The organism is Neorhizobium sp. T7_12 (assembly GCF_002968535.1).
Classification (GTDB): domain Bacteria; phylum Pseudomonadota; class Alphaproteobacteria; order Rhizobiales; family Rhizobiaceae; genus Neorhizobium; species Neorhizobium tomejilense.
The window spans coordinates 232010-252384 of the sequence record NZ_PVBK01000005.1; the positions used below are offsets into that span (position 1 = coordinate 232010).

The 20375-nt window shown below is 63.1% G+C and carries 21 protein-coding genes; 9 read left to right on the forward strand and 12 right to left on the reverse strand.

The annotated features are described in order from the left end of the window. The first annotated feature begins 3 nt into the window (after positions 1-3). Genes C5J26_RS14510 through C5J26_RS14520 form a run of 3 tightly spaced genes read left to right on the forward strand, consistent with a single transcriptional unit; the run spans position 4 to position 3666 of the window. On the forward strand, positions 4-2010 hold the full coding sequence (locus C5J26_RS14510) for an acetyl/propionyl/methylcrotonyl-CoA carboxylase subunit alpha (protein WP_105402377.1): 2007 nt from the start codon (positions 4-6) through the stop codon (positions 2008-2010). After that, entirely contained in the window at positions 2003-2860 is an 858-nt protein-coding gene (locus tag C5J26_RS14515) for a hydroxymethylglutaryl-CoA lyase (protein WP_105402378.1), read from the forward strand. The genes C5J26_RS14510 and C5J26_RS14515 overlap by 8 nt, the downstream gene beginning before the upstream one ends. Beyond that, positions 2860-3666: a crotonase/enoyl-CoA hydratase family protein gene (locus C5J26_RS14520; protein WP_105402379.1), complete on the forward strand. Its 807-nt coding sequence runs from the start codon at positions 2860-2862 to the stop codon at positions 3664-3666. Before C5J26_RS14515 ends, C5J26_RS14520 begins: the two co-directional genes overlap by 1 nt. A 30-nt stretch (positions 3667-3696) precedes the next feature. On the opposite strand, the gene C5J26_RS14525 is transcribed toward C5J26_RS14520, so the two are convergent. The 4 genes from C5J26_RS14525 to C5J26_RS14540 all read right to left on the reverse strand — a co-directional run bounded on the left by C5J26_RS14525 (position 3697) and on the right by C5J26_RS14540 (position 8353). Then, complete coding sequence (locus C5J26_RS14525) at positions 3697-4710, reverse strand: tripartite tricarboxylate transporter substrate binding protein (RefSeq protein WP_105402380.1); 1014 nt, start codon at positions 4708-4710, stop codon at positions 3697-3699. A gap of 24 nt (positions 4711-4734) precedes the next feature. Continuing rightward, a complete protein-coding gene (locus C5J26_RS14530; RefSeq protein WP_206051188.1) occupies positions 4735-5607 on the reverse strand; it encodes an amidohydrolase in 873 nt (290 codons plus the stop codon). Then, entirely contained in the window at positions 5604-6281 is a 678-nt protein-coding gene (locus C5J26_RS14535; RefSeq protein WP_105402381.1) for a TetR/AcrR family transcriptional regulator, read from the reverse strand. Before C5J26_RS14535 ends, C5J26_RS14530 begins: the two co-directional genes overlap by 4 nt. A gap of 137 nt (positions 6282-6418) precedes the next feature. Further along, positions 6419-8353: an FAD-binding monooxygenase gene (locus C5J26_RS14540; protein ID WP_105402382.1), complete on the reverse strand. Its 1935-nt coding sequence runs from the start codon at positions 8351-8353 to the stop codon at positions 6419-6421. Between the two features lie 123 nt (positions 8354-8476). Here C5J26_RS14540 and C5J26_RS14545 point away from each other — a divergent pair, with 123 nt between their 5' ends. Further along, complete coding sequence (locus C5J26_RS14545; RefSeq protein ID WP_105402491.1) at positions 8477-8965, forward strand: MarR family winged helix-turn-helix transcriptional regulator; 489 nt, start codon at positions 8477-8479, stop codon at positions 8963-8965. A gap of 152 nt (positions 8966-9117) precedes the next feature. Further along, positions 9118-9369: a hypothetical protein gene (locus C5J26_RS14550; RefSeq protein WP_046667282.1), complete on the forward strand. Its 252-nt coding sequence runs from the start codon at positions 9118-9120 to the stop codon at positions 9367-9369. 70 nt (positions 9370-9439) lie between these two features. On the opposite strand, the gene C5J26_RS14555 is transcribed toward C5J26_RS14550, so the two are convergent. From C5J26_RS14555 to C5J26_RS14570, 4 genes are all read right to left on the reverse strand, one after another. After that, positions 9440-10387, reverse strand: coding sequence for a flagellin (locus C5J26_RS14555; RefSeq protein WP_105402383.1), 948 nt, complete (start codon positions 10385-10387; stop codon positions 9440-9442). A gap of 210 nt (positions 10388-10597) precedes the next feature. Then, entirely contained in the window at positions 10598-10828 is a 231-nt protein-coding gene (locus tag C5J26_RS14560; RefSeq protein WP_105402384.1) for a type II toxin-antitoxin system CcdA family antitoxin, read from the reverse strand. 56 nt (positions 10829-10884) lie between these two features. Beyond that, the gene (gene lepA, locus C5J26_RS14565) at positions 10885-12711 is read right to left on the reverse strand and encodes a translation elongation factor 4 (protein WP_046630233.1); all 1827 of its coding nucleotides are present in this window, start codon (positions 12709-12711) and stop codon (positions 10885-10887) included. 81 nt (positions 12712-12792) lie between these two features. Then, on the reverse strand, positions 12793-14046 hold the full coding sequence (locus C5J26_RS14570; protein WP_105402385.1) for an MFS transporter: 1254 nt from the start codon (positions 14044-14046) through the stop codon (positions 12793-12795). A gap of 176 nt (positions 14047-14222) precedes the next feature. On the opposite strand from C5J26_RS14570, the gene C5J26_RS14575 reads away from it, so the two are divergent. The 4 genes from C5J26_RS14575 (at position 14223) to C5J26_RS14590 (ending at position 16463) form a co-directional block, all read left to right on the forward strand. Continuing rightward, the gene (locus C5J26_RS14575) at positions 14223-14798 is read left to right on the forward strand and encodes a helix-turn-helix transcriptional regulator (RefSeq protein ID WP_206051189.1); all 576 of its coding nucleotides are present in this window, start codon (positions 14223-14225) and stop codon (positions 14796-14798) included. A gap of 51 nt (positions 14799-14849) precedes the next feature. Continuing rightward, a complete protein-coding gene (locus C5J26_RS14580; RefSeq protein WP_105402386.1) occupies positions 14850-15371 on the forward strand; it encodes a GNAT family N-acetyltransferase in 522 nt (173 codons plus the stop codon). Positions 15372-15444: 73 nt separating this feature from the next. Further along, positions 15445-15966, forward strand: a complete 522-nt coding sequence (locus C5J26_RS14585) for a DUF1772 domain-containing protein (RefSeq protein WP_105402387.1) — start codon at positions 15445-15447, stop codon at positions 15964-15966. A gap of 107 nt (positions 15967-16073) precedes the next feature. Further along, complete coding sequence (locus C5J26_RS14590; RefSeq protein ID WP_105402388.1) at positions 16074-16463, forward strand: hypothetical protein; 390 nt, start codon at positions 16074-16076, stop codon at positions 16461-16463. A 48-nt stretch (positions 16464-16511) separates the two neighbouring features. On the opposite strand, the gene C5J26_RS14595 is transcribed toward C5J26_RS14590, so the two are convergent. The 4 genes from C5J26_RS14595 to C5J26_RS14610 all read right to left on the reverse strand — a co-directional run bounded on the left by C5J26_RS14595 (position 16512) and on the right by C5J26_RS14610 (position 20319). After that, complete coding sequence (locus tag C5J26_RS14595) at positions 16512-17141, reverse strand: HAD family hydrolase (protein ID WP_105402389.1); 630 nt, start codon at positions 17139-17141, stop codon at positions 16512-16514. 137 nt (positions 17142-17278) lie between these two features. Then, positions 17279-18352: a serine aminopeptidase domain-containing protein gene (locus tag C5J26_RS14600; protein WP_105402390.1), complete on the reverse strand. Its 1074-nt coding sequence runs from the start codon at positions 18350-18352 to the stop codon at positions 17279-17281. Between the two features lie 109 nt (positions 18353-18461). Next, the gene (locus C5J26_RS14605) at positions 18462-19655 is read right to left on the reverse strand and encodes an MFS transporter (RefSeq protein ID WP_105402493.1); all 1194 of its coding nucleotides are present in this window, start codon (positions 19653-19655) and stop codon (positions 18462-18464) included. A 55-nt stretch (positions 19656-19710) separates the two neighbouring features. Further along, complete coding sequence (locus C5J26_RS14610; RefSeq protein WP_105402391.1) at positions 19711-20319, reverse strand: TetR/AcrR family transcriptional regulator; 609 nt, start codon at positions 20317-20319, stop codon at positions 19711-19713. Positions 20320-20375: the final 56 nt, after the last annotated feature.

Sequence of the window (20375 nt, forward strand, 5' to 3'; positions counted from 1 at the left end):
GTCATGATCCGCAAGGTCCTCATAGCCAATCGCGGCGAGATCGCCTGCCGCATCATCCGCACCTGCCACAGGCTGGGTGTCGCGACCGTCGCCGTCTATTCCGATGCCGACCATGACGCGCTGCATGTGTCGCTTGCCGGTGAGGCTGTGCATATCGGCCCGTCCCCCGCCGCCGAAAGTTATCTGCGCGGCGAGACGATCATCCAGGCGGCGCTGCGCACCGGCGCCGATGCCATCCACCCCGGTTACGGCTTCCTCTCGGAGAACCCGGATTTCGCCGATGCGGTGACATCCGCCGGCATCCGGTTCATTGGCCCATCGTCCGATGCCATTCGCGCCATGGGCCTCAAGGACGCCGCCAAGGCGCTGATGGAAAAGGCGGGCGTGCCTGTCGTCCCGGGCTATCACGGCGCCGAACAGGATCCCGACTTCCTCTTCAGGGAAGCGGAGCGCATCGGCTTCCCGGTGCTGATCAAGGCGCGCGCCGGTGGTGGCGGCAAGGGCATGCGGCGGGTCGAAAGCGCGGACGGCTTTGGGGAAGCACTCGCCTCGGCGCAGCGGGAGGCTTTGGCCGCCTTCGGCGATCCCGCCTGCCTGATCGAGAAATACATCGCCCATCCACGCCATATCGAAATCCAGGTTTTTGGCGACGACCACGGCAATGTCGTACACCTCTTCGAACGCGACTGCTCGCTGCAGCGCCGCCACCAGAAAGTCATCGAGGAAGCACCGGCCCCCAGCATGCCGGAGGAGATGCGCCACGCCATGGGCGAGGCGGCTGTCAAGGCGGCGCTGGCGATCTCCTATTCCGGTGCCGGCACGATCGAGTTTATCGCCGACGCCTCCGACGGGCTGAAGGCCGACCGTTTCTGGTTCATGGAAATGAACACCCGGCTGCAGGTGGAGCATCCGGTGACCGAGGCGATCACCGGCGTCGATCTCGTCGAATGGCAGCTTCGCGTCGCGTCCAGCGAACCTCTTCCGCGCAGCCAAGACGAGCTTTTCATCAGCGGCTGGGCCTTCGAGGCGCGGCTTTATGCGGAAGATGCCGAGCGGAGTTTTCTGCCCGCCACCGGCAGGCTTGCCCATCTCGACCTGCCGGAGGAACTGGCGCGGGTGGACAGCGGCGTTCGCGCCGGCGACCGCATCTCGCCCTTTTACGACCCGATGATCGCGAAAATCATCACCCGAGGCCCGGATCGCCAGACCGCGCTCTCGCTGCTGTCGGCCGCCCTTGCCGAAGTTCGCGCCACCGGCGTGACCACCAATGCTGCGTTTCTTCGCCGGCTAACGATCCAGCCGGATTTCGTCGAGGGCTTGCCCGATACCGGCCTGATCGACAGGCATCTGGCGGAATTGACGATCGGTCAGTCCCCATCTCGCGAGGCCATGGCCTTGGCCGCCTTGAAACTTTCCGGTGCCCTCGAACCGAAGAACGGAAGCGATCCCTGGGACCGCTTATCCGGATTTCGGTTATGGGCCGAAGCCTCCGATTTCGTCGAGCTGGACTACCGCGGCCAGCACGTGCCGGTGTCGTTCGGGTCGATCGGAGAGGGCGTCTATGCGGCAACGGTCGATGGCAAGCCGGTCGATTTCCGCCTCTCTCGCCTAGACGCCGAGGCTTGTCTTCTGGAGGCCGCCGGCCGGAAACATCGCGTCCATCTGGTCTCCGGCGAACGTGACGTGACGATTTTCGGCGATGGCGAGAACTGGCATTTCGGCCTTATCGATCCCCTTACCGGCGAGGATGAGATTGCCGCCGGCAGCGATCGCATCGTCGCGCCCATGCCGGGTCTTGTCAAACTCCTTCGTGCCACGCCGGGAGCCTCGGTCACAAAGGGCGAGGCCCTTGTCGTGATGGAAGCGATGAAGATGGAATTGACGCTTGCCGCCCCCCGCGACGGGACGCTTGCCGATGTCCTGGTGTCGCAGGGCGAACAGGTGATCGAAGGCGCAGTGCTGCTGACCCTTGAGCCGGAGCCCGAAGCCGGGGAGCCGAAGGATGGCTGACTTCGTCCGTATCCACGAGATGGGGCCGCGCGACGGGCTTCAGAACGAGAAGGGGCTCATTTCCACCGCCGATAAGATCCGGCTGGTCGACCTGCTTTCGGCGTGCGGTTTTGAAAAAATCGAGGTGACGAGCTTCGTGCGCGCCGACTGGGTACCGCAGATGGCCGACGCCGCCGAGGTCATGGCCGGCATTACCCGCCGTCCGGGGACGCTGTACACCGTGCTGACGCCGAACGTGCGGGGATATGCGGCGGCCGTCTCGGCCAAAGCGGATGAAGTCGCCGTCTTCGCCTCGGCGTCCGAGGGCTTCAGCCACCGCAACATCAATTGCAGCATCGCCGAGAGTTTTCAGCGGTTCGCGCCGCTGATCGACAGTGCCCGCCGCGACGGCATCCCGGTCCGCGCCTATGTCTCCTGCGCCGTCGATTGCCCCTTCGACGGTCCGACGCCGCCGGCGCAGGTGGCGCGGGTGGCAACGGAGCTTCATGCGCTGGGCTGCGGTGAGGTGGCGCTGGCCGATACGATCGGCACAGGCACCCCGGATCGGGTCGCAGCCATGCTCGATGCGGTCTTGAAGCACCTGCCGGCGGCGCATCTCGCCGGGCATTTTCACGATACAAACGGCCGGGCGCTCGACAATATCACCGTCTCGCTCGAAAAAGGTCTGCGCGTTTTCGACGCCGCGGCAGGCGGCCTTGGCGGCTGCCCTTATGCGCCGGGAGCGGAGGGCAATGTCGCAACGGGCAAGACGGTCGATCATCTGCATGCGTTGGGGTTCGAAACTCGCATCGACCGCGACAGGCTGACCGAGGCAGAGGCTTTTGCCCGCAGCCTGAGGGGAGCACGCTGATGGGCGCTTACGACACGCTGACGCTGGAACGGGATCTCCGCGGGGTGGTGACACTGACGCTCGCCCGGCCCGAGAAGCACAATGCCATGAACGCACGGATGATCGCCGATCTGGCCGACGCGGCCGGCAAGCTCGCAGCCGACGATGCGGTGCGCGTCGTGGTTCTCGCATCCGCCGGCTCCACATTCTGCGCCGGAGGCGATCTGCAATGGATGCGCGACCAGGCGGCGAGGGATCGTGCCGGCAAGATCGAGGGGGCGACAGAACTTGCTCTCATGCTGAAGGCGCTCGACGACCTGCCGAAACCGCTGATCGGGCGGGTGCAGGGCAATGCCTTCGGTGGCGGTATCGGTCTGATGGCCGTCTGCGACATCGTGGTCGCGGCTGACAGCGCCTGGTTTGCGCTCACCGAAACGCGGCTCGGCCTGATCCCAGCCACCATCGGACCCTATGTCGTGCGCCGGATCGGTGAAGGCCATGCCCGCCGCCTGTTCCCCAACGCCCGCCGCTTCGATGCGGTGACGGCCCGTGAGATCGGTCTCGTTTCAATCGTTCGCACCGCCGACGAACTCGATACGGCAGTGGAAGAGGAGGTCTCGGCTTTCCTCGATTGCGCTCCCGGCGCTGTCGCCAGCGCCAAGAGCCTTGTGCAAAGTCTCGCCCGCCAGGCGATCGAAGATCCGGTCGGCTACAGCACCGGCTTGCTTGCCGACCGTTGGGAAAGCGCCGAAGGCCGCGCCGGCATCGACGCCTTCCTCAATCGTCGGCCGATGCCCTGGGTGGCTCCCAAGGCAGGCGGGGATTAGTCCCGGATCGGCTCCGGGACCAATCGAGCGTTATTGCTTGGGGATCCCGGCCTTCTGGATCACGTCCGACCATTTCTGGATGTCGGCCTTCAGGCGGTTGCCGATTTCCTCCGGCGTGCTGGATCGGGCTTCGACGCCGAGATCCGCGAACCGCTTCTTGAGGGCAGGGTCGGCCAGGACCTCAACCAGCGTGGCGTTCAGCTTCTTCACCGCTTCCGGCGGCGTGCCCTTCGGCGCAAAGATGGCGTTCCAGGAGGTCACGTCGAAGCCCTTGACGCCTTCTTCCGCGGCGGTCGGGACGTTCGGCGAGAGGCTGGAGCGCGACGGGCCGGATGAGGCGATAGCGGTCGCCTGGTTCTGCTGCAGGGCAGCCTTCAGCGCCGTCTGGCTGTCGACGATCACGTCGAGCTCGCCGCCGAGCAGGGCGACCTGAAGATCCGGCGTGGCCTTGTAGGGGACAATCGTGAAATCGATCCCGGATGTCGACTTGAAGAGCTCAGCCGCAAGATTCTGGCTGCTGCCGACGTTGATCGTCCCGACATTGAGCGCGCCCGGCTTAGCCTTCGCGGCTTCCAGCACATCCTTGAGGGTTTTGAACTTGCCGTCCGATTTGGTGACGAACACGAAATCGAAATAGGCAAGGCTCGATACCGGCACGAAATCGGTGACCGGATCGAATTGCAGGTTCTTGAAGAGCGGAACGCTGATCGCGGTGCCGTTCGAAAGCAGGGCGAGCGTGTAGCCGTCTGCCGGCGCGTTCAGCGCCGCCCGTGCCGCAACCGAGCCGCCCGCACCCGGCTGGTTCATGATGACGATCTGTTTGCCAAGTTTCTTGCCGAGCGACTCGGCAACAAGGCGTGCCGTAATGTCGGCAATCCCACCGGGGCCGAAGGGCAGAACCAGGGTGATGTCCCTCGACGGATAGGCGTCCTGCGCCATGGCGCCGGCCGGCAGCATCAGGGTCAGGGCGACAGCCAGAGGTTTCATCCATCGCGCTGGCTGTCGGAACCGGCCCGTCGATCTCCCCGTAATTTTGTAATCCATTCTCTCCTCCTCCTCTAAGGCCGCTCAGGCGGCGAAACCGTATAAACGTGCGGGATTGTCGACGAGCAGCCGCCGCTGGTCCTCTTCCGTCAGTGCGAACTTCGGCACGAGATCCACGAGGTCGGCCTCGTCGACGGGCTCCTTGAGGTTCGGATGCGGGAAGTCCGTGCCCCACAGGGTCCGGTCGGGGCTTGCCGCCATCAGCGCCTTCGCAAAAGGCACCGCCGTATCGAACGGAAAGCGGGAGATTCGCTCCGACCCGCAGACCTTGATCCAGCAGTTTTCCCGCCGCACCAGTTCCAGCAGCGTCTGAAACGCCGGCTGGTCGGTGCCGAGGCTGGTGTCGACGCGACCCATGTGGTCGATGACGAAGGGCACCGGCAGTCGGGCGATCATGTCCGAAAGCGGTACGATGTCGGCGGCGTCGAGATGCAGCACCACATGCCAGCCTCGGCCCTTGATACGGTCGATCGCCCGGTTGAAGACGTCCATATCCGGCGCACCGCCAAGGTGGCGGACGAAATTGAACCGCACGCCGCGCACGCCGCCATCGTCGAGCGTCTGGTAGGCGCGGTCGTCAAAGCTGTCGTCGACAATGGCGACGCCGCGGTAACGATCCGGCCGCCAGGCGATCGCGTCGAGCATGGCGCGGTTGTCGGTCCCGTGGCAGCTCGCCTGAACGATGACGGCGCGGTCGATGCCAAGCCGGTCGTGGAGCCTTGCCAGCGCCTCTTTCGGCGCATCCTCCGGCGTATAACTGCGGTTCGGCGCATAGGGAAAAACGGCGCTGGGGCCGAACACGTGGCAGTGGGCGTCGCAGCTGCCGTCGGGCAGCCTGAAATCCGGCTTGCGCCGGGCAATGTCGGCCCCGTGGCTCTCCTGCAGATTCCGGATCATTTTTCCCCCGTCGCGTATTTCAAGGCCGCCGCGGATTGTCCGGCTCCGGCCCCAAGACTTCTAAAGCTCGCATAGCTCGCCTCGACGATCTGGCTGACGGCGACTTCCCGGTCGTTTCCATCGACCGTTCCACCCGAAAGACGGGTGACGCGGTCGGGATTGATGAGGGCGTAATAGAGGGAGCCGAGCAGGAACTGGCTGCGCCAGACGAGCCCCTCCAATGGCGCGCCCGGCACGCAGTCGGCGAGAGCCTTGATGAAGGCGCGGCTGGTCTCGTCGAACGCGTCTGCGATGATCGTCTGCGCGTCGGGATTTCCTTCTGCCGACAGAACCGCCCGCATGCGGGTGAATTCGGCACCGCCGCCATCGCCCTCCGAGGAGGAAACGAAGGCCGGCAGGACATAGGCGCGCAGGATCGCCATCAGCCGCTGGTCCGCATCGCTGATCCGCAGGGCCTCGCCCAGCAGCTCGCGGCGGCGGGCGTTCATCGGCACCGTGTGGCGCTCGTAGACCTCACGCAGCAATTTTGCCTTCGAGCCGAAATGATAGGTCAGGCTGCCGACATTGGCTCCGGACGCCTTGGCGATGTCCCGCAGCGAGACGGCATTGTAGCCGCTGCGGGAAAACAGGGTGACGGCGTTTCTGAGCAAGGCTTCCCTCAGGTTCGGTCGCATCGAGCATCCATTATCAACTGTACGTCCAATTTGTACAGTTGTACAAATTGGACGTCAATCGAAATTGCGCGCCGAGACGGCCGAGACCATTTTGCGGCGGCGCCGGCTCCGGGACCCGAACCTTCCGAGGAAGCGAGCTAGCGTTGTGGAAGCATGAAGCCGTCGAAAAAGGCGGCGAGCTCCGTGTGGGCATCGAGCGGCAGGATATGCGCGACATACTGGTCCGGCCGCACCACCACCATGCAGCCCTGTTCCCGGTCGATGCCGCGCATGTCGAAAATGTCCTGGCCGCTCTTGAGGTCCGGGCAGAACATCTTTTCGTAGTCGCAAAGCCCGTAGCGGCCCTTCCGGGGCAGCAGGAAAGTCGGCATGGTTTCGACCGCAAGCGTGCGGTGGGCCTGCTGGAAGACGGCCCGGAAATCGATCTCCGAGTCGATGTCGGCACCGGAAGGTGTATGTCTCTTCACCGGCGAGGAGGGGGAATCCGCCAGGAAATCGCAAAGCGCCCGCAGGCGCGAGGAGGGTGCCGCACGATCCTCCGCTCCGGCGAAGGCATAGATGCGCCAGCAACCGTCCGCCTTCGCGACGTGACCAAGCTGCATCGGCTTGGCATCGACCAGCCGGATCACCGGCGCCGAATGAAACCGCGCGCCGATCGTCAGCCCCTTGGCGAGATGCTGATGGGTCGATTGGCCGGTCAGCAGCGACGGCGTGTAGCGGGTCGCCGTGCCTGCCGTATAGCGTCCCGATCGAACGAAATATTTTTGCACTTCCGCCGGCTCGACGCCCTCGCCATCCGGATCGTTTGGGGATTTCAGCGGCGCGCTCAGCATGGCTGACCATTCGCGGTCGAAATCGATCAGTTCCTTGGCGATGGTCTGGCGTTCGGCGGAATAGCTGTGCAGCAGTTCCGGCCTGCTCCGTCCCTGCAGCACGGCGGCCAGTTTCCAGCCGAGGTTGAACCCGTCCTGCATCGAGACGTTCATGCCCTGGCCGGCTTTCGGGCTATGTGTATGGCAGGCATCGCCGGCGATGAATACGTGAGGCAACCGGTCGCCACTCCCGTCCTCCGGCACGTCGTCGAACTTGTCGGTCAGCCGTTGCCCGATCTCGTACACCGACCACCAGGCAACCTCCTTCACCTCGAATGTGTAGGGATGCAGGATGCGCTGCACGGCCGCGATCAGCTTGTCGACGGTGATGTTCCGGCTCGCTACCCGCTCGTTTTTGTTGAGCTTGTCCAACTCGACATAGATGCGGACCATATAGCCGCCTTCGCGCGGGATCAGCACGATGCTGCCTTCGCCCGCGGATTGGATCAGCGCCTTCAGACGAATGTCGGGAAAATCGGTAACGGCCAGCACGTCCATGACGCCCCAGGCGTGATTGGCGGAATCGCCATGCAGCGCCCGCCCGATCGACTTGCGCACCGTGCTGCGCGCGCCGTCGCAGCCGACGACGTAGCGTGCCTTGACGGTTTCGATCTGACCTTCATGGGAGGGATCGAGACGCTCCAGCCTCGCGGTCACCGGATAGTCCGCAGCGGCCGGGTCTGTTTCGAGGTCGATCAGGCGCCGAGAATAATGCGGCTCGAGCCTGGAGGGCGATTTGCGCATGACGTCGAGGAAGAAATCCTGCACCCGCGCCTGGTTGAGGATCACATGCGGGAATTCGGAAAGCCCATCCTCGGTATCGTCGATCCTGCCGCTGCGGATGATGTTTTCGCGTTTTGCGTCGTCGGGCTTCCAGAACGAGGTCTCGTTGACCCAGTAGGATTCCTTCAGCACCCGCTCGGCAAAACCGAAGGCCTGGAACATTTCCATCGTGCGGCAGGCGATACCGTCCGCCTGGCCGCGCAGCAAGGGGCCGGATCTCTGGTCGACGATGCAGGTCCTGATATTGGGAAAGGCAGACAGTTGCGCCGCGAGTGTTAGGCCCGCCGGACCACAGCCGACGATCAGGACATCGACTTCGGCGGGAAGCGGTCCTTTGTCGGCTGGCGTGCTCTGTCGATCCTCCGGGTGAAAGATTTCCGGGTCGCCGGGCTCGAACCCATTCAGATGGAATTGCATGGAACCAGTTTCCTCCGCATGTTTCGCTGGGCGCCCGCGGAAACGGATTCGGCGGGTTTTATATTGATCAGTATGCTGATCATCAGTATACGTGTCAAGCTTGCGGCGATTTTGGAGAATCTGGTGAAAGACAATGATGACATGCCGGGCCATCTCGCCCGCCGGTTTCAGCAGATCGCGGTGGCGGTCTTCCATGCCGAGGTCGAGCAAGCCGGGTACGACCTGACACCCGTCCAGTACGCGGCGCTCGCGGCGATCAGCACCAATCCCGGGATCGATCAGGTGACGCTCGCCGGGCTGATCGCCTACGACCGCACGACCATTACCGGGGTCATCGACCGGCTGGTGCAGAAAGGCCTGCTGGTGCGCAATGCCAGCACCAGGGACAGGCGCGCCCGCGAATTGCAGATCACCGACGGGGGTCGCAAGACCTTGAGCCGCGTCGCGCCGGTGGTCGAGGCGGCGCAGGAACTCATGCTGCGCGGGCTGACGGCAGAGGAGGGCGACGAACTGCTGCGGCTTTTGCGCAAGGCGATTGCCGCCGGCAACGAGTTGAGCCGCGCACCGCTGCGCGAGGTTTCGGACGCCGCCAAGACCAAGCCGGCCACATGACCCGCTACAGACGCTGCTTCGAGCAAGGCGCTCCTCGGCTGCCGGGCAAGCCGCGTACTCGATCCTGCGCGGTTAACCTTTTGTTGACCATATTGGTCGAGCCTCCTCTGTCGGCACGCCAGCCGTAACTTGGATACAGCAGGGAGAAGAGCATGACGCTCGTGACATTGCCCAACAAGATCGTGCGAAACAGCCACCACACCGTTCTGGTGATGCGCGACGGCAGCACATGCCAGGCCGTCTGCGTCGTCAACGACGGCAGGATCGGCGACGTCTGCTCCAAGCTAGGCCTTATCGAAAGCATCGCCAGCAGCAAGCTCGATCATGGCGAAGTGGCGTTCGACGGCCGCGTCTGGATCACCCATTCCGACATGCCGCGTCCACTGCATGCGAGCCGCCACTAGGTCTTATCCCGTAGGCGAACGAAACATCCGGCCCCCGAGCATAACCCAAGGGCCGGATATCGGGGAGGTATCAGCGGAAGAGGTCGAGAATACGTTTCGACTGTTCGTTGACGATGCTGAGGCCGATCGTCTGGAGCTGCTGCTGCACCTTCGTGGCGGCAAGCTTGACGGCGCTCTCTTCCATGTTGGCGTCGACGAGGCGCCCGACGCCGCGGTCGATCGCATTCTGCAGCTTGGAGAGAAATTCCGTATTGGCGCTGATGCGGCTCGACGTGGAGCCGAGCTTGGCGCCGGCGGAGGTGAGGCTCGAAAGCATGCTATCGGTGGCCGAGATCATGCCGTCCAGTTCGTCTTCGGTCGTCGAATTCGAGATCTTGATTTCGCTGGCGGTTGCCGAGCCCTGCGATCCCGTATCGAGGAGGTAATATTCGTAGGCGGTGCCGTTATCTGTCGTGCCCGAATAGGCCTTGGTCAGAAGGCCGTCGGCAGCGTCGCCGCTGCTTGCCAGCGTCGTCGAGGCGGTATCGAAATCGATCGTGTTGAGGGCCGTGGTACCGTCCGGGTTGGTCGATGCGGACGCGAGCAGCGACTTGACGCCCGGCGTCCCGGCGGAACGCAGCCAGTTCTCGCCGTTGAAGGAGGACGATTCGGCGACCGTGCCCAGTTGCTCCTTGAGCTGGCTGATCTCCGCATTGATGGCGTCGCGATCCACGCCCGGCGAGCGTGCCAGGATGAGTTTCGCCTTGATTTCGGAAACGAGGCCGGTTGCGGCCTCCATGCCGAGCGATGCGGTATCGGTCAGCGCGGCGGCAAGGCCCGATGCGTCCTCGACCGCCGAGAGGGACATGCCCGTCGAACGCATCGACGTGGCAATCGACCAATAGGCGGCGTTGTCGGATGCCGTATTGACGTTGCGCCCGGTTGCCACCTGGATCGTGTTGCGCTCCAGCGCCTTGGCGGAACCGGTCAGCAATAACAGCGCAGAAGCCGCCGACTGATTGTAAGAAATGCTGCTCATGAAGCGTCTCGCAGGTGGGAAGGACACGTTACGGGCTCAGGCAGTGAAGATCGGCGTCATGCCCTTGAGCTGTCGCCGCGTCGGCGCACGAACCCATCACCTGCAATCACCTTGCACGAGCGAGATTTCAAAGCATTTGCAGGATTTATTAAGGTTTTAATGATTGGCGGGTTTTTTGAGATGCGGCCGCGATAGGATCAAACCGCGTCGTCAGAACTGGCGATACTTTGCCAGCGACAGGCCGTGCTTCTCGACATACTCATTGTGAAACCGGATTGCCTCGGCACTTTCCAGTCGCCAAAGGCGCTCCCGCTCGGCTTTGAGGGCCTTGGCGATGCCTTCCTCGGCGGCCTGCGAGAGGTCGATCTTCAGCGCGCGAGCCTCGGCAACAAGGTTGCCGTCTAACAAAAGCCTAGTCGATTTGCGGGCGGGCTGGGACATTCCAACCTCCAAGTTTATGCGCAAAAATATATGCGCGTGAACTCTGGATAGAAAGATCAGTCGTCCTTCATCTTCAACGCCGCAATGAAGGCTTCCTGCGGGATGTCGACCTTGCCGAACTGGCGCATGCGCTTCTTGCCTTCCTTCTGCTTGTCGAGCAGCTTGCGCTTGCGGGTGGCGTCACCGCCGTAGCATTTTGCGGTCACGTCCTTGCGCATCGCCGAGATCGTTTCGCGGGCGATCACGTTGCCGCCGATCGCCGCCTGGATCGGGATCTTGAACATGTGCCGCGGGATCAGGTCCTTGAGCTTCTCGCACATGTCGCGGCCGCGCTTTTCGGCAGCGGAGCGGTGAACCAGCATCGAGAGCGCATCGACCGGCTCGCCATTGACCATGATCGACATCTTCACGAGATTGCCCTCGCGATAGCCGTGCAGATGGTAGTCGAACGAGGCATAGCCCTTGGAGATCGACTTCAGGCGGTCGTAGAAATCGAACACCACTTCGTTGAGCGGCAGCTCGTAGGTGAGCATGGCGCGCTTGCCGACATAGGTGAGTTCGGTCTGGATGCCGCGGCGGTCCTGGCAGAGTTTCAGGATGCCGCCGAGATAGTCGTCGGGGGTGAGGATCGTCGCCTTGATCCAGGGCTCCTGGATTTCCGAAATCTTGACCACGTCCGGCATGTCGGCCGGATTGTGCAGCTCGCGCTCGGAACCATCGGTCATCGTCAGCTTGTAGACAACCGAGGGTGCGGTGGCGATGAGGTCGAGGTCGAACTCGCGCTCCAGGCGTTCCTGAATGATTTCCAGATGCAGCAGGCCGAGGAAACCGCAGCGGAAACCGAAGCCGAGCGCTGCCGAGCTTTCCATTTCGAAGGAGAACGAGGCGTCGTTGAGGCGCAGCTTGCCCATCGCGGCGCGCAGGTCCTCGAAATCGGCGGCATCGACCGGGAAGAGGCCGCAGAACACCACCGGCTGGGCCGGCTTGAAGCCCGGCAGCGCATGCGCCGTCGGCTTCTTGTCCTCGGTGATCGTATCGCCGACACGGGTATCGGCCACTTCCTTGATCGAGCCGGTAAAGAAACCGATCTCGCCCGGGCCGAGACTGTCGACGGCGAGCATCTTCGGGGTCAGAACGCCGACGCGCTCCACCTGGTATTTGGCGTCGGTGCCCATCATGCGGATGGTCTGGCCCTTGGTCAGCACGCCGTCGAGAATGCGCACCAGAACCATGACGCCGAGATAAGTGTCGTACCAGCTGTCGACCAGCAGCGCCTTCAGCGGGCCCTTTTCGCCGAGCTCGCTCTTCGGTGGCGGCAACTGGTGGACGATCGCCTCCAGCACGTCCGGAATGCCGAGGCCCGTCTTTGCCGAGATCAGCACGGCCTGCGACGCATCGATGCCGATCACTTCCTCGATCTGTTCGCGGATGCGGTCCGGTTCGGCCGCCGGCAGGTCGATCTTGTTGAGGACGGTGACGATCTCGTGGTTGTTGTCGATCGCCTGGTAGACGTTGGCGAGCGTCTGTGCCTCGACGCCCTGGGATGCGTCGACGACGAGAAGCGAACCTTCGCAGGCCGACAGCGAACGCGAGACTTCATAGGCGAAGTCGACGTGACCGGGCGTGTCGATCAGGTTCAGGATATAGGTCTCGCCGTTATTCGCCTTGTAATGCAGGCGCACGGTCTGGGCCTTGATGGTGATGCCGCGTTCGCGCTCGATATCCATCGAGTCCAGCACCTGTTCCGACATGTCGCGCTCGGCAAGGCCACCGGTCGTCTGGATCAGCCGGTCGGCCAGCGTCGACTTGCCGTGGTCGATATGCGCCACGATCGAGAAGTTGCGGATATGGTCAAGCGGGGTGCGGGCGGAATTGGTGCTCATGGTCGCGCATATAGCAGCGCGAATCCCTGCCGCAAAGCGGAAAGATAACCTTTCGTTGAGGATAAAGCCCGGCAGCGCGGGCTATTTGGCAGGCTTTTCGGTCTCCGGACCGGTCATGACGGAGGCGTTCGGAAGCTGGGCGCTTCTGAGCCCGACGTTCTCCCGCTCGTCGGCGGGCACGCCCACGCGTTCCTTGAGGCGCCAGATCACGTAAGTGCCGTAGGCGATAGCCACCAGGATCACGGCGTAGATGAAGGTGTGCTGGCCGAAAGCGGGGGTGAGTAGCGTCACCCCGAGCGGCACGATGGTCGCTGCCGTCGACCAGGCGACCAGCAGCGTCGAGGAGAGCGGCACGAAATCGCCGGGATCGGCGCGGTCGTTGGCATGCGCGTTGGCGACCGAATAGACGGTCTCGACCGCGCCGCCGAAGACGAGGAAGACGAGCATCAGGACGATCATCATTGAGAAGGAGACGAACAGCGCCGCAGTGCCCGCCGCGACGATCAGCGCGCAGGTGATCAAGAGCACAAAACGGCGGTCGATGCGGTCCGACAGCATGCCGAGCGGATATTGCACGAACAGCAGGCCGGTCTGCATCACCAGCATCAAAAGCGCGACATCGGTCTGCGCCACGTGGCTGGTGGTGGCGTAGATCGGCACGAAGCCCTGGATCACCATCGAGAGCCCGCCGGACGCGAGCACGCCGATCAGCCCGACCGGCGAGATGCGCCAGGCCATTTTGATGTCGACATTGACATTGGCCGGCGCCGGCGGGTTGGGCAGGCGGGTCAACCCGATCGGCAGGATGGCGAGCGCGGTGACGAAGACGACGGCGAGCGGCGCCAGATTGCCATCCGTCGGAATGCGGCCGAACAACCAGGCGCCGGCGCCGAGCCCTAGCACGAAGGCCATGTAGAAGAACGACATCGCCCGGCCGCGCCACTCGTTGGAGGCGGCGTGGTTGAGCCAGCTCTGGGCGATGATGAAATTGACGTTGGAGGCCGCCCCGTAAACGCCGCGTGCCAAAACCCAGTAGATCGGCGGCGGGTTGGTGGCGATCAGCACGGCGGCGATGATCACCATCGCCATCGAGCAGGAGAACAGCCGCGCATGGCCGACCCGGCGGATCAGCGGCCCGCCGACGAGGCAGCCGATCAGGCCGCCGAAGGCGAGCGTCGGGACGGCGGCACTGGCGGCCCAGGAGGAGCCTGTGTCCGTCAATACGAAAGGAACATAGGCGGACATGATGCCGCTGCCGATAGCGGCGATCGTCATCGAAACGACGATGCTGGCGATCGACAGAGGCGACGCCGTCTCGGATGTCTGGCCGTTCATTTCGTCCCCCCGCAAAGCGCCGGCCTTGGCGGTTTCCGCCGACTTGAAGCCCGATACTGCTCCATAGCCGATCGACCATGACAGGAGCTATCGCGGAAGCGCCATCGCTTGTAAAATTTGATGGTTCCACCATCTTCACGCTTGATTCCATCATAAGAGAATGCAATTCTCAAATCATGGAAGAGACGGATCATGACATAGAGACTGCCATCAGCGAGCGGCTAAAGAGCCTGCGCGCTCGCGCCGGATTGACGCTGGACGAACTGGCGAACCGCTCGGGCGTCAGCCGCGCGATGATTTCGCGGATCGAGCGGGCGGAGGCGAGCCCGACCGCGGCGCTGCTGGCAAGGCTGTCGGAGGCGCTTGGCCTCTCCCTCTCGGCCTTCTTCGCCGATGACGACCCACAGGGTTCGCCGCTCAGCCGCAGGGCGGAGCAGAAGCTCTGGCGCGATCCGCATACGGGCTATATGCGCCGCTCGGTCTCGCCATCGGGCACACCGTCGCGCGTCGATATCGTCGAGGTGGATTTTCCAGCCCATGCGCGGGTCAGCTTCCCGCCGCGGGAGGAAAGCCGGGTGATGACCCAGCACGTCTGGCTCTTCGAGGGCGTGCTGGAGATGATCATCGGCGCGACCGTCCATACGCTTCACCCCGGCGATTGCCTCTTCATGGATATCGGCGACGCCTTCGACTTCCACAATCCGTCCGACAAGCCGGCCCGCTACGCCGTCATCCTCGACCGCGGCCGCTAAACCTTTTTAAGACGTCAGGAGCCTTTTCAAGATGCCAGGAGCCTTCATAAGATGAACCTCACCATTCGCATCCTCAATGCCGGCGAAACCCGCGCCACAATAGCCGATCTCTCCGAGACCCTGTCCGACTGCGTCAACGGCGGGGCTTCGCTCGGCTTCATGCTGCCTTTCGAGCCGAAGGATGCGGTCGGCTATTGGCAGGAGATTGCCGATGCGGTCGAAAAAGGCGGCGTCATCCTTGCGGTGGCAGAAGTGGAGGGCAGGGTCGTCGGCACGGTGCAGGTGGGCCTTGCCTCGAAGCCGAACCAGCCGCATCGCGGCGACCTGATGAAGCTCCTCGTGCATCGCTCCGCCCGCGGGCTCGGCCTGTCGCGCAGGCTGATGGAGGCGGTGGAAGCGGAAGCCGCACGGCGCGGCCGCACGCTTCTGGTGCTCGACACCGCGACCGGCAGCGACGCGGAAAAGATCTATCCGCGCTTCGGCTGGGAGCGGGTCGGCGTCATCCCGGATTATGCCATGTGGCCGGAAGGCGGTTTCTGCGCCACCACGCTGTTTTACAAGCGGGTTGCTTGAAGTCATTGATCTTTCACTTGGATGGATCAGCATTTTATGCGAGCTATCGTCCAAATGTTGCGGGAGGTGTCGCATGCGGTCGCTCGTATATGTCCTAGCCGGCCTGTCGCTGCTCCTGAGCGGCGCGATCTTCGGTTTCTTTTATGCCTGGGTATGCTCGACTATGTGGGGGCTTGATGCGGCCGATCCGGTGGTCGCCATCGAGGCGATGAAGGCGATGAATTCATCGGTGCGCAACATGGTGTTCGCGCCGGCCTTTTTCGGCACCAGCCCGCTCCTGCTCATCACAGGTCTTCTGGCGTTCTTTTTGGGGTTGCGAGGCCCGGCTGCGGCTTTCGCGCTGGCGGCTGTTGTTTATTTGATAGGCGGTCAAGTGCTCACCATGACCATCAATGTACCGATGAACGAGGCGCTGGCGGCAATCGCGATCCCGGCCGATGCCGACGGCGCGCGGCGCGTGTGGCAGGACTACTCGCAACCCTGGCAGTATTGGAACGTCGTCCGCACCATCGCCAGCGGCGTCTGCCTCCTGCTTGCGGGGCTCGGGATTGCGTTACTTGGACGGGAAGAATCCAGGCGCCGCCGGTTTGGTTGAGTCCAAGAAAAACCGCCGAAACTCTTCTACCCCACCTCGCTTTCTTCTTGCAAATCACGTCATATGCACTGGCGCCGATTGATCCGGCGCTTCTGAAGAGGGGCTTTATGTTTATACTCAATTCTGTGTCGGCCGTGCGCCGTGCAGCCGTGCTGACGCTTGTCCTGGCCACTTGCTCGGGAGCCGGCCAGGCCGTGTCTGCCGACGTGAGCTTCGTGATGCGCAACGAGCATCCGAACGCCGTCGAGGTCGAGCTTTACAGCCAAGACCGCAAACATGTCTGGCCGGGCGGCAACCAAGTCTACTATCTGGATGATGGCGAATCCAAGCAGATCCATCTCTCCTGCAAGCAGGGCGAGAACATCTGCTACGGTGCCTGGGTCTCCGGCGACAAGCAGACCTATTGGGGCACCGGTCCGGGCAACAAGGAGAGCTGCGAAGACTGCTGCTATGTCTGCGAAGGCGGCGAGACCGAGGAAATCAACCTGGTCGAGTAGGCAAGGGCCGAAACATGATCGGCCGCGCTGTCGGCCGATCCATTCCTTTCAGCGGGATTTTTCAGTGACCGCAGCGGCTGCAAACGGGGCGATGGCGGTTTTCAGCGCCATTCCGGCTGTCCAGTGAACAGCATGCCAGCCGAACATGCGTGCAGCTTCCACATTTTCCAGCGTGTCGTCGAGGAAGACGATGTCCTCGGGCGGGGCGCCTGCTTTTTCGGTGGCGAGACGGAAGAAGTCCTGCGCCGGCTTGCGATGGCCGAATCGGGCGGAATAGAAAATCCCGTCGAAATAGCGGCGGAGGCCCAACTCCTCCATCAGATAAGCAGCGCGCCGATGTTCCTGATTGGTGGCGAGGTAAAGCGCGATGCCGGTTTTCCGAACCACGGCAAGCTCGTCGAGCAGTGTCTGATCCAGCCGGGAATCGTTTTCGAACCAGTAGCGGAGCAGCGTTTCCGCTTCGAGATGCGGGGCGATTTCCCGAAGCATTGCGGTCAGGCGAGGCTCGATCGGCTCCCGGCCGGTGACGATGTCGGGCCAATAAGGCTTGAAGAATTCCCGCTGCCACACGTCCAGCGGCAGGCCGAGATCACGTTCGAGATCGGTTGCAAATGGCATGCCGTCATCTGGCCGCCCATGGACGAGCACTCCGTCGACATCGACCATCAAAATTTTCATTGCTTATTTCCAGATCTGAAAACGGCATAGTTTTGGACGCCGCTTCCTACCGGTGGATGATATCCGGATGATGACGTTCAGCGGGTGGCATTGCCCGATCCGCTGAACAACGAAAACCCGAAGAGCACGCTTTTCGCTCAGCGGCGGGCTTTGAGGCTTCGCTCGAAAGCCGAAACGATGATGCCGGTCAGTTCCCGGTGAATATCGGCTCGCGTCCGGCTGGAGTTCTCATCGCAGATCGGATCGGGCTCTTCGACGGATTTCAGGAACTCGGCCGCACCCGGTTTGCAGACGGGCAGGAAGCTGAAATGGTTGGCGCCGTTCACCTGCGCATAGCGGGCATTCGGGGCCTGTTTCGCCAACGCGTCCGAAAGCACCGCGACCGGGATTTGTCCGGCGCTGCCGAGATTGATGAAGGTCACCGGAATATCGATGGCGTTCACGCTGCCGGCCGTGAAAGCCATTGCAAGACCGGGGTCGACCATGACGGCCGCAGTGATGCGCGTGTCGCGGTTCGATCGTTCGAAGCGTGTCCTGTCGATGCTTTCGAGATCCAATTTTTTGACCGTGACCTGTTCGCCATCGGCAAAACCGCGCTCGCCTCGGAACCAGATGCAATCCATCATCGCCGGGTAGTCATCGCAATACCGTTTGTAGGCATCGAGATCGGCATGTGCGCCGGCAAGCTCCATCGCCGTACTGCCGCCGAGCGAGAAGCCGAGAACGCCGATATGCTCCGTGTCGATTGCCGCCTTCCAGGGAGCTTCGCCAGTCAATGCGGTGATGATGTCGGAAAGGTCCTGAGTGCGTTCCCAGATCTTCGGCGTCGCGGCCGGCGTGGAATCGCCGCTCGTGGTGCCGGGATGGTTGGGACCGGCGACGATGAAGCCCGCCTCGGCGAGCCTGGTGGCAATCCAGGTCATGCCTTCGGCGCGGGAGCCGGAGCCATGGGACAGCAGCACGAGCGGAAAGCGACCGCTTTTAAGGGACGCGTTCTTCGATGCAGGCGATCCCTCGAAAATCCGGTTGTCGCCGATGGACGTCGTTTCGCCGTCGCCCTTTGACGGATACCAGACGGTTACCGCAAGTGCCCGGTCGTGTTCAGGCGAAACCACGCTGATCTTCCGGACGCCGACGGGATCGGCGGCAAGAGTGGGGGAACTGCTGATACCCGCCAGCAGAAGAGCAAAAAGGCGAAGGGTGGGTCGCATGGGAGCCTCGTTCGATCTGAGAAAGAAGGCTGACCTGGCAGGAGGATGGCATATTGACGACCTCGATCACGTTCGAGGTCGTCCTCGAACGTGATCCTGTCCTGTCGCCTCAAACCTTGGCACGCTTTTCCGTCAGGAAATAGAGGAAGGCGATGACCGGCAGGGCAAGTCCGAGCGAGGAGGCGAGCAGCCAGCCGCCTTCGGCAAAGGCCCAGGCGCCGACGGCAGAGCCGATCGCGCCGCCGCAGAAGAAGGTCGCCATGTAGAGGCCGTTGAGCCGGCTTCTCAGGTCCGCGCCGAGATTGTAGATCGAGCGCTGGCCGATCACGAGCGTCATCGTCACCCCGAAATCGAGCAGGATGGCGGCAAGCGTCAGGAGTGCGAGCGCTACGGTGGAGCCTTCCGGTGCGATATGGGTGATGAGGAATGCAACGGCGACGGCGGCGATACCGAATATCGTCGCAGGCTTCCCGAGATCCCGGTCGGCAAGGCGTCCGGCGATCGGCGAGGCGATGGCGCCTGCGACGCCAGCCAACGCAAAGAGTGCGATGCCGGCCTGGCTGAGGTGGAAGGCGGGGCCGGCGAGAACCAACGGCGTCACCGTCCAGAACAGACTGAAGGTGGCGAACTGGCAGGCCTGGTAGAATGCCCGGCGGCGCAGGACCGGCTGGGTTGCGTAGAGGCGGCCCATCGATGCGAGCAGGGCGAAATAGGAGAGTTTCGTCTGCGGCATCCGCTTCGGCAGGCGGGCGGCAAGCACGAAGCCGAGCCCGATCATGACAGCTGCCGACAGGAAGAACACGACGTGCCAGGACGAGAACTCGGCAATGAAGCTCGATACCGGCCGGGCCATCATGATGCCGATCATCAGCCCGCTCATGACATTGCCGACCACCCGGCCGCGATTGGCGTCGTTCGCCAGGCTGGCGGCGAACGGCACGATCATCTGTACGGCGGTCGAGCCGACGCCGATCGCCAGCGACGCGGCAAGGAACGGAATGGATGCGCTCGACAGGCCGGCGCCGAGCAATGCCACGGTGGCCACGCCGATCATGGTGAGGATCAGCCGGCGGTTTTCGAGAAGGTCGCCGAGCGGCACCACCAGCAGCAGGCCGAGGCCGTAGCCGATCTGCGTCAGCGTCACGATAAGGCCTGTCGCATGCGCCGGAAGGCCGATCGAGGCAGCGATCGGGCCCGCCAGCGGTTGGGAATAATAGAGATTGGCGGCGATGAGCCCGCAAGCCGCGGCCATCACGAAGGTCATCGCGGCGGATAGTCCCGATGCAGCCGCCGGAGTGGCCATCGTCGCGGAATTGGTGGTCATTATATGCTCCTTGGGAGGAAGGATCGGATAGCAATCAGTCGAGAAGTTTCATGGCCGTATCGACCACGGAAAAGGCGCGGTCGCGGTTCGGGCCAGTCTTGCCCAGCACCCTCAAGCCTTGGGTGACGGAGAGCAGAAGGCGGGCAGTGGCGGATGGATCGATCGCTGCCGGGATCGATCCATCTGCCTGGCCTTCGCGGATCAGGGTATCGAACAGGGCTTCGCTGCGGGCCATGGATCGGCCGACCCGTTCGGCGGCCTCGGTGTCGTAGACCGCAAGTTCGATCGCGGTTCCGACGACCAGGCAGCCGCGCCGCCCGCTTACGCCATGCGAGGCTTCGGCATAGAAGCGCAGCATGCGGGAAACCTTGTCGCGGCCGTTTGCGCCTTCGGCCAGCTCCTGATCGAGAAGCGCGTTGCGGACCTGCTTGTAGCGGTCGAAGCTCGCCAGAAAGATCGCCTTCTTGTCCTTGAACGCCTTGTAGAGACTGCCGGCGGCAAGCCCCATGGCGTCCTTCAGTTCCGAAATCGAGGCGGCGTGATAGCCTCTCGCGGAAAAGACGACGATTGCCTTGTCGAGCGCTTCTTCGATCTCGAATTCGCGGGGGCGACCCGGCGGGCGCGTCGCGGTGTTGATATCCATGATGTCGGTTTAATTAGGAAACGATCGTTCCCCAATAGGGCCACGTTTGCTCTTCG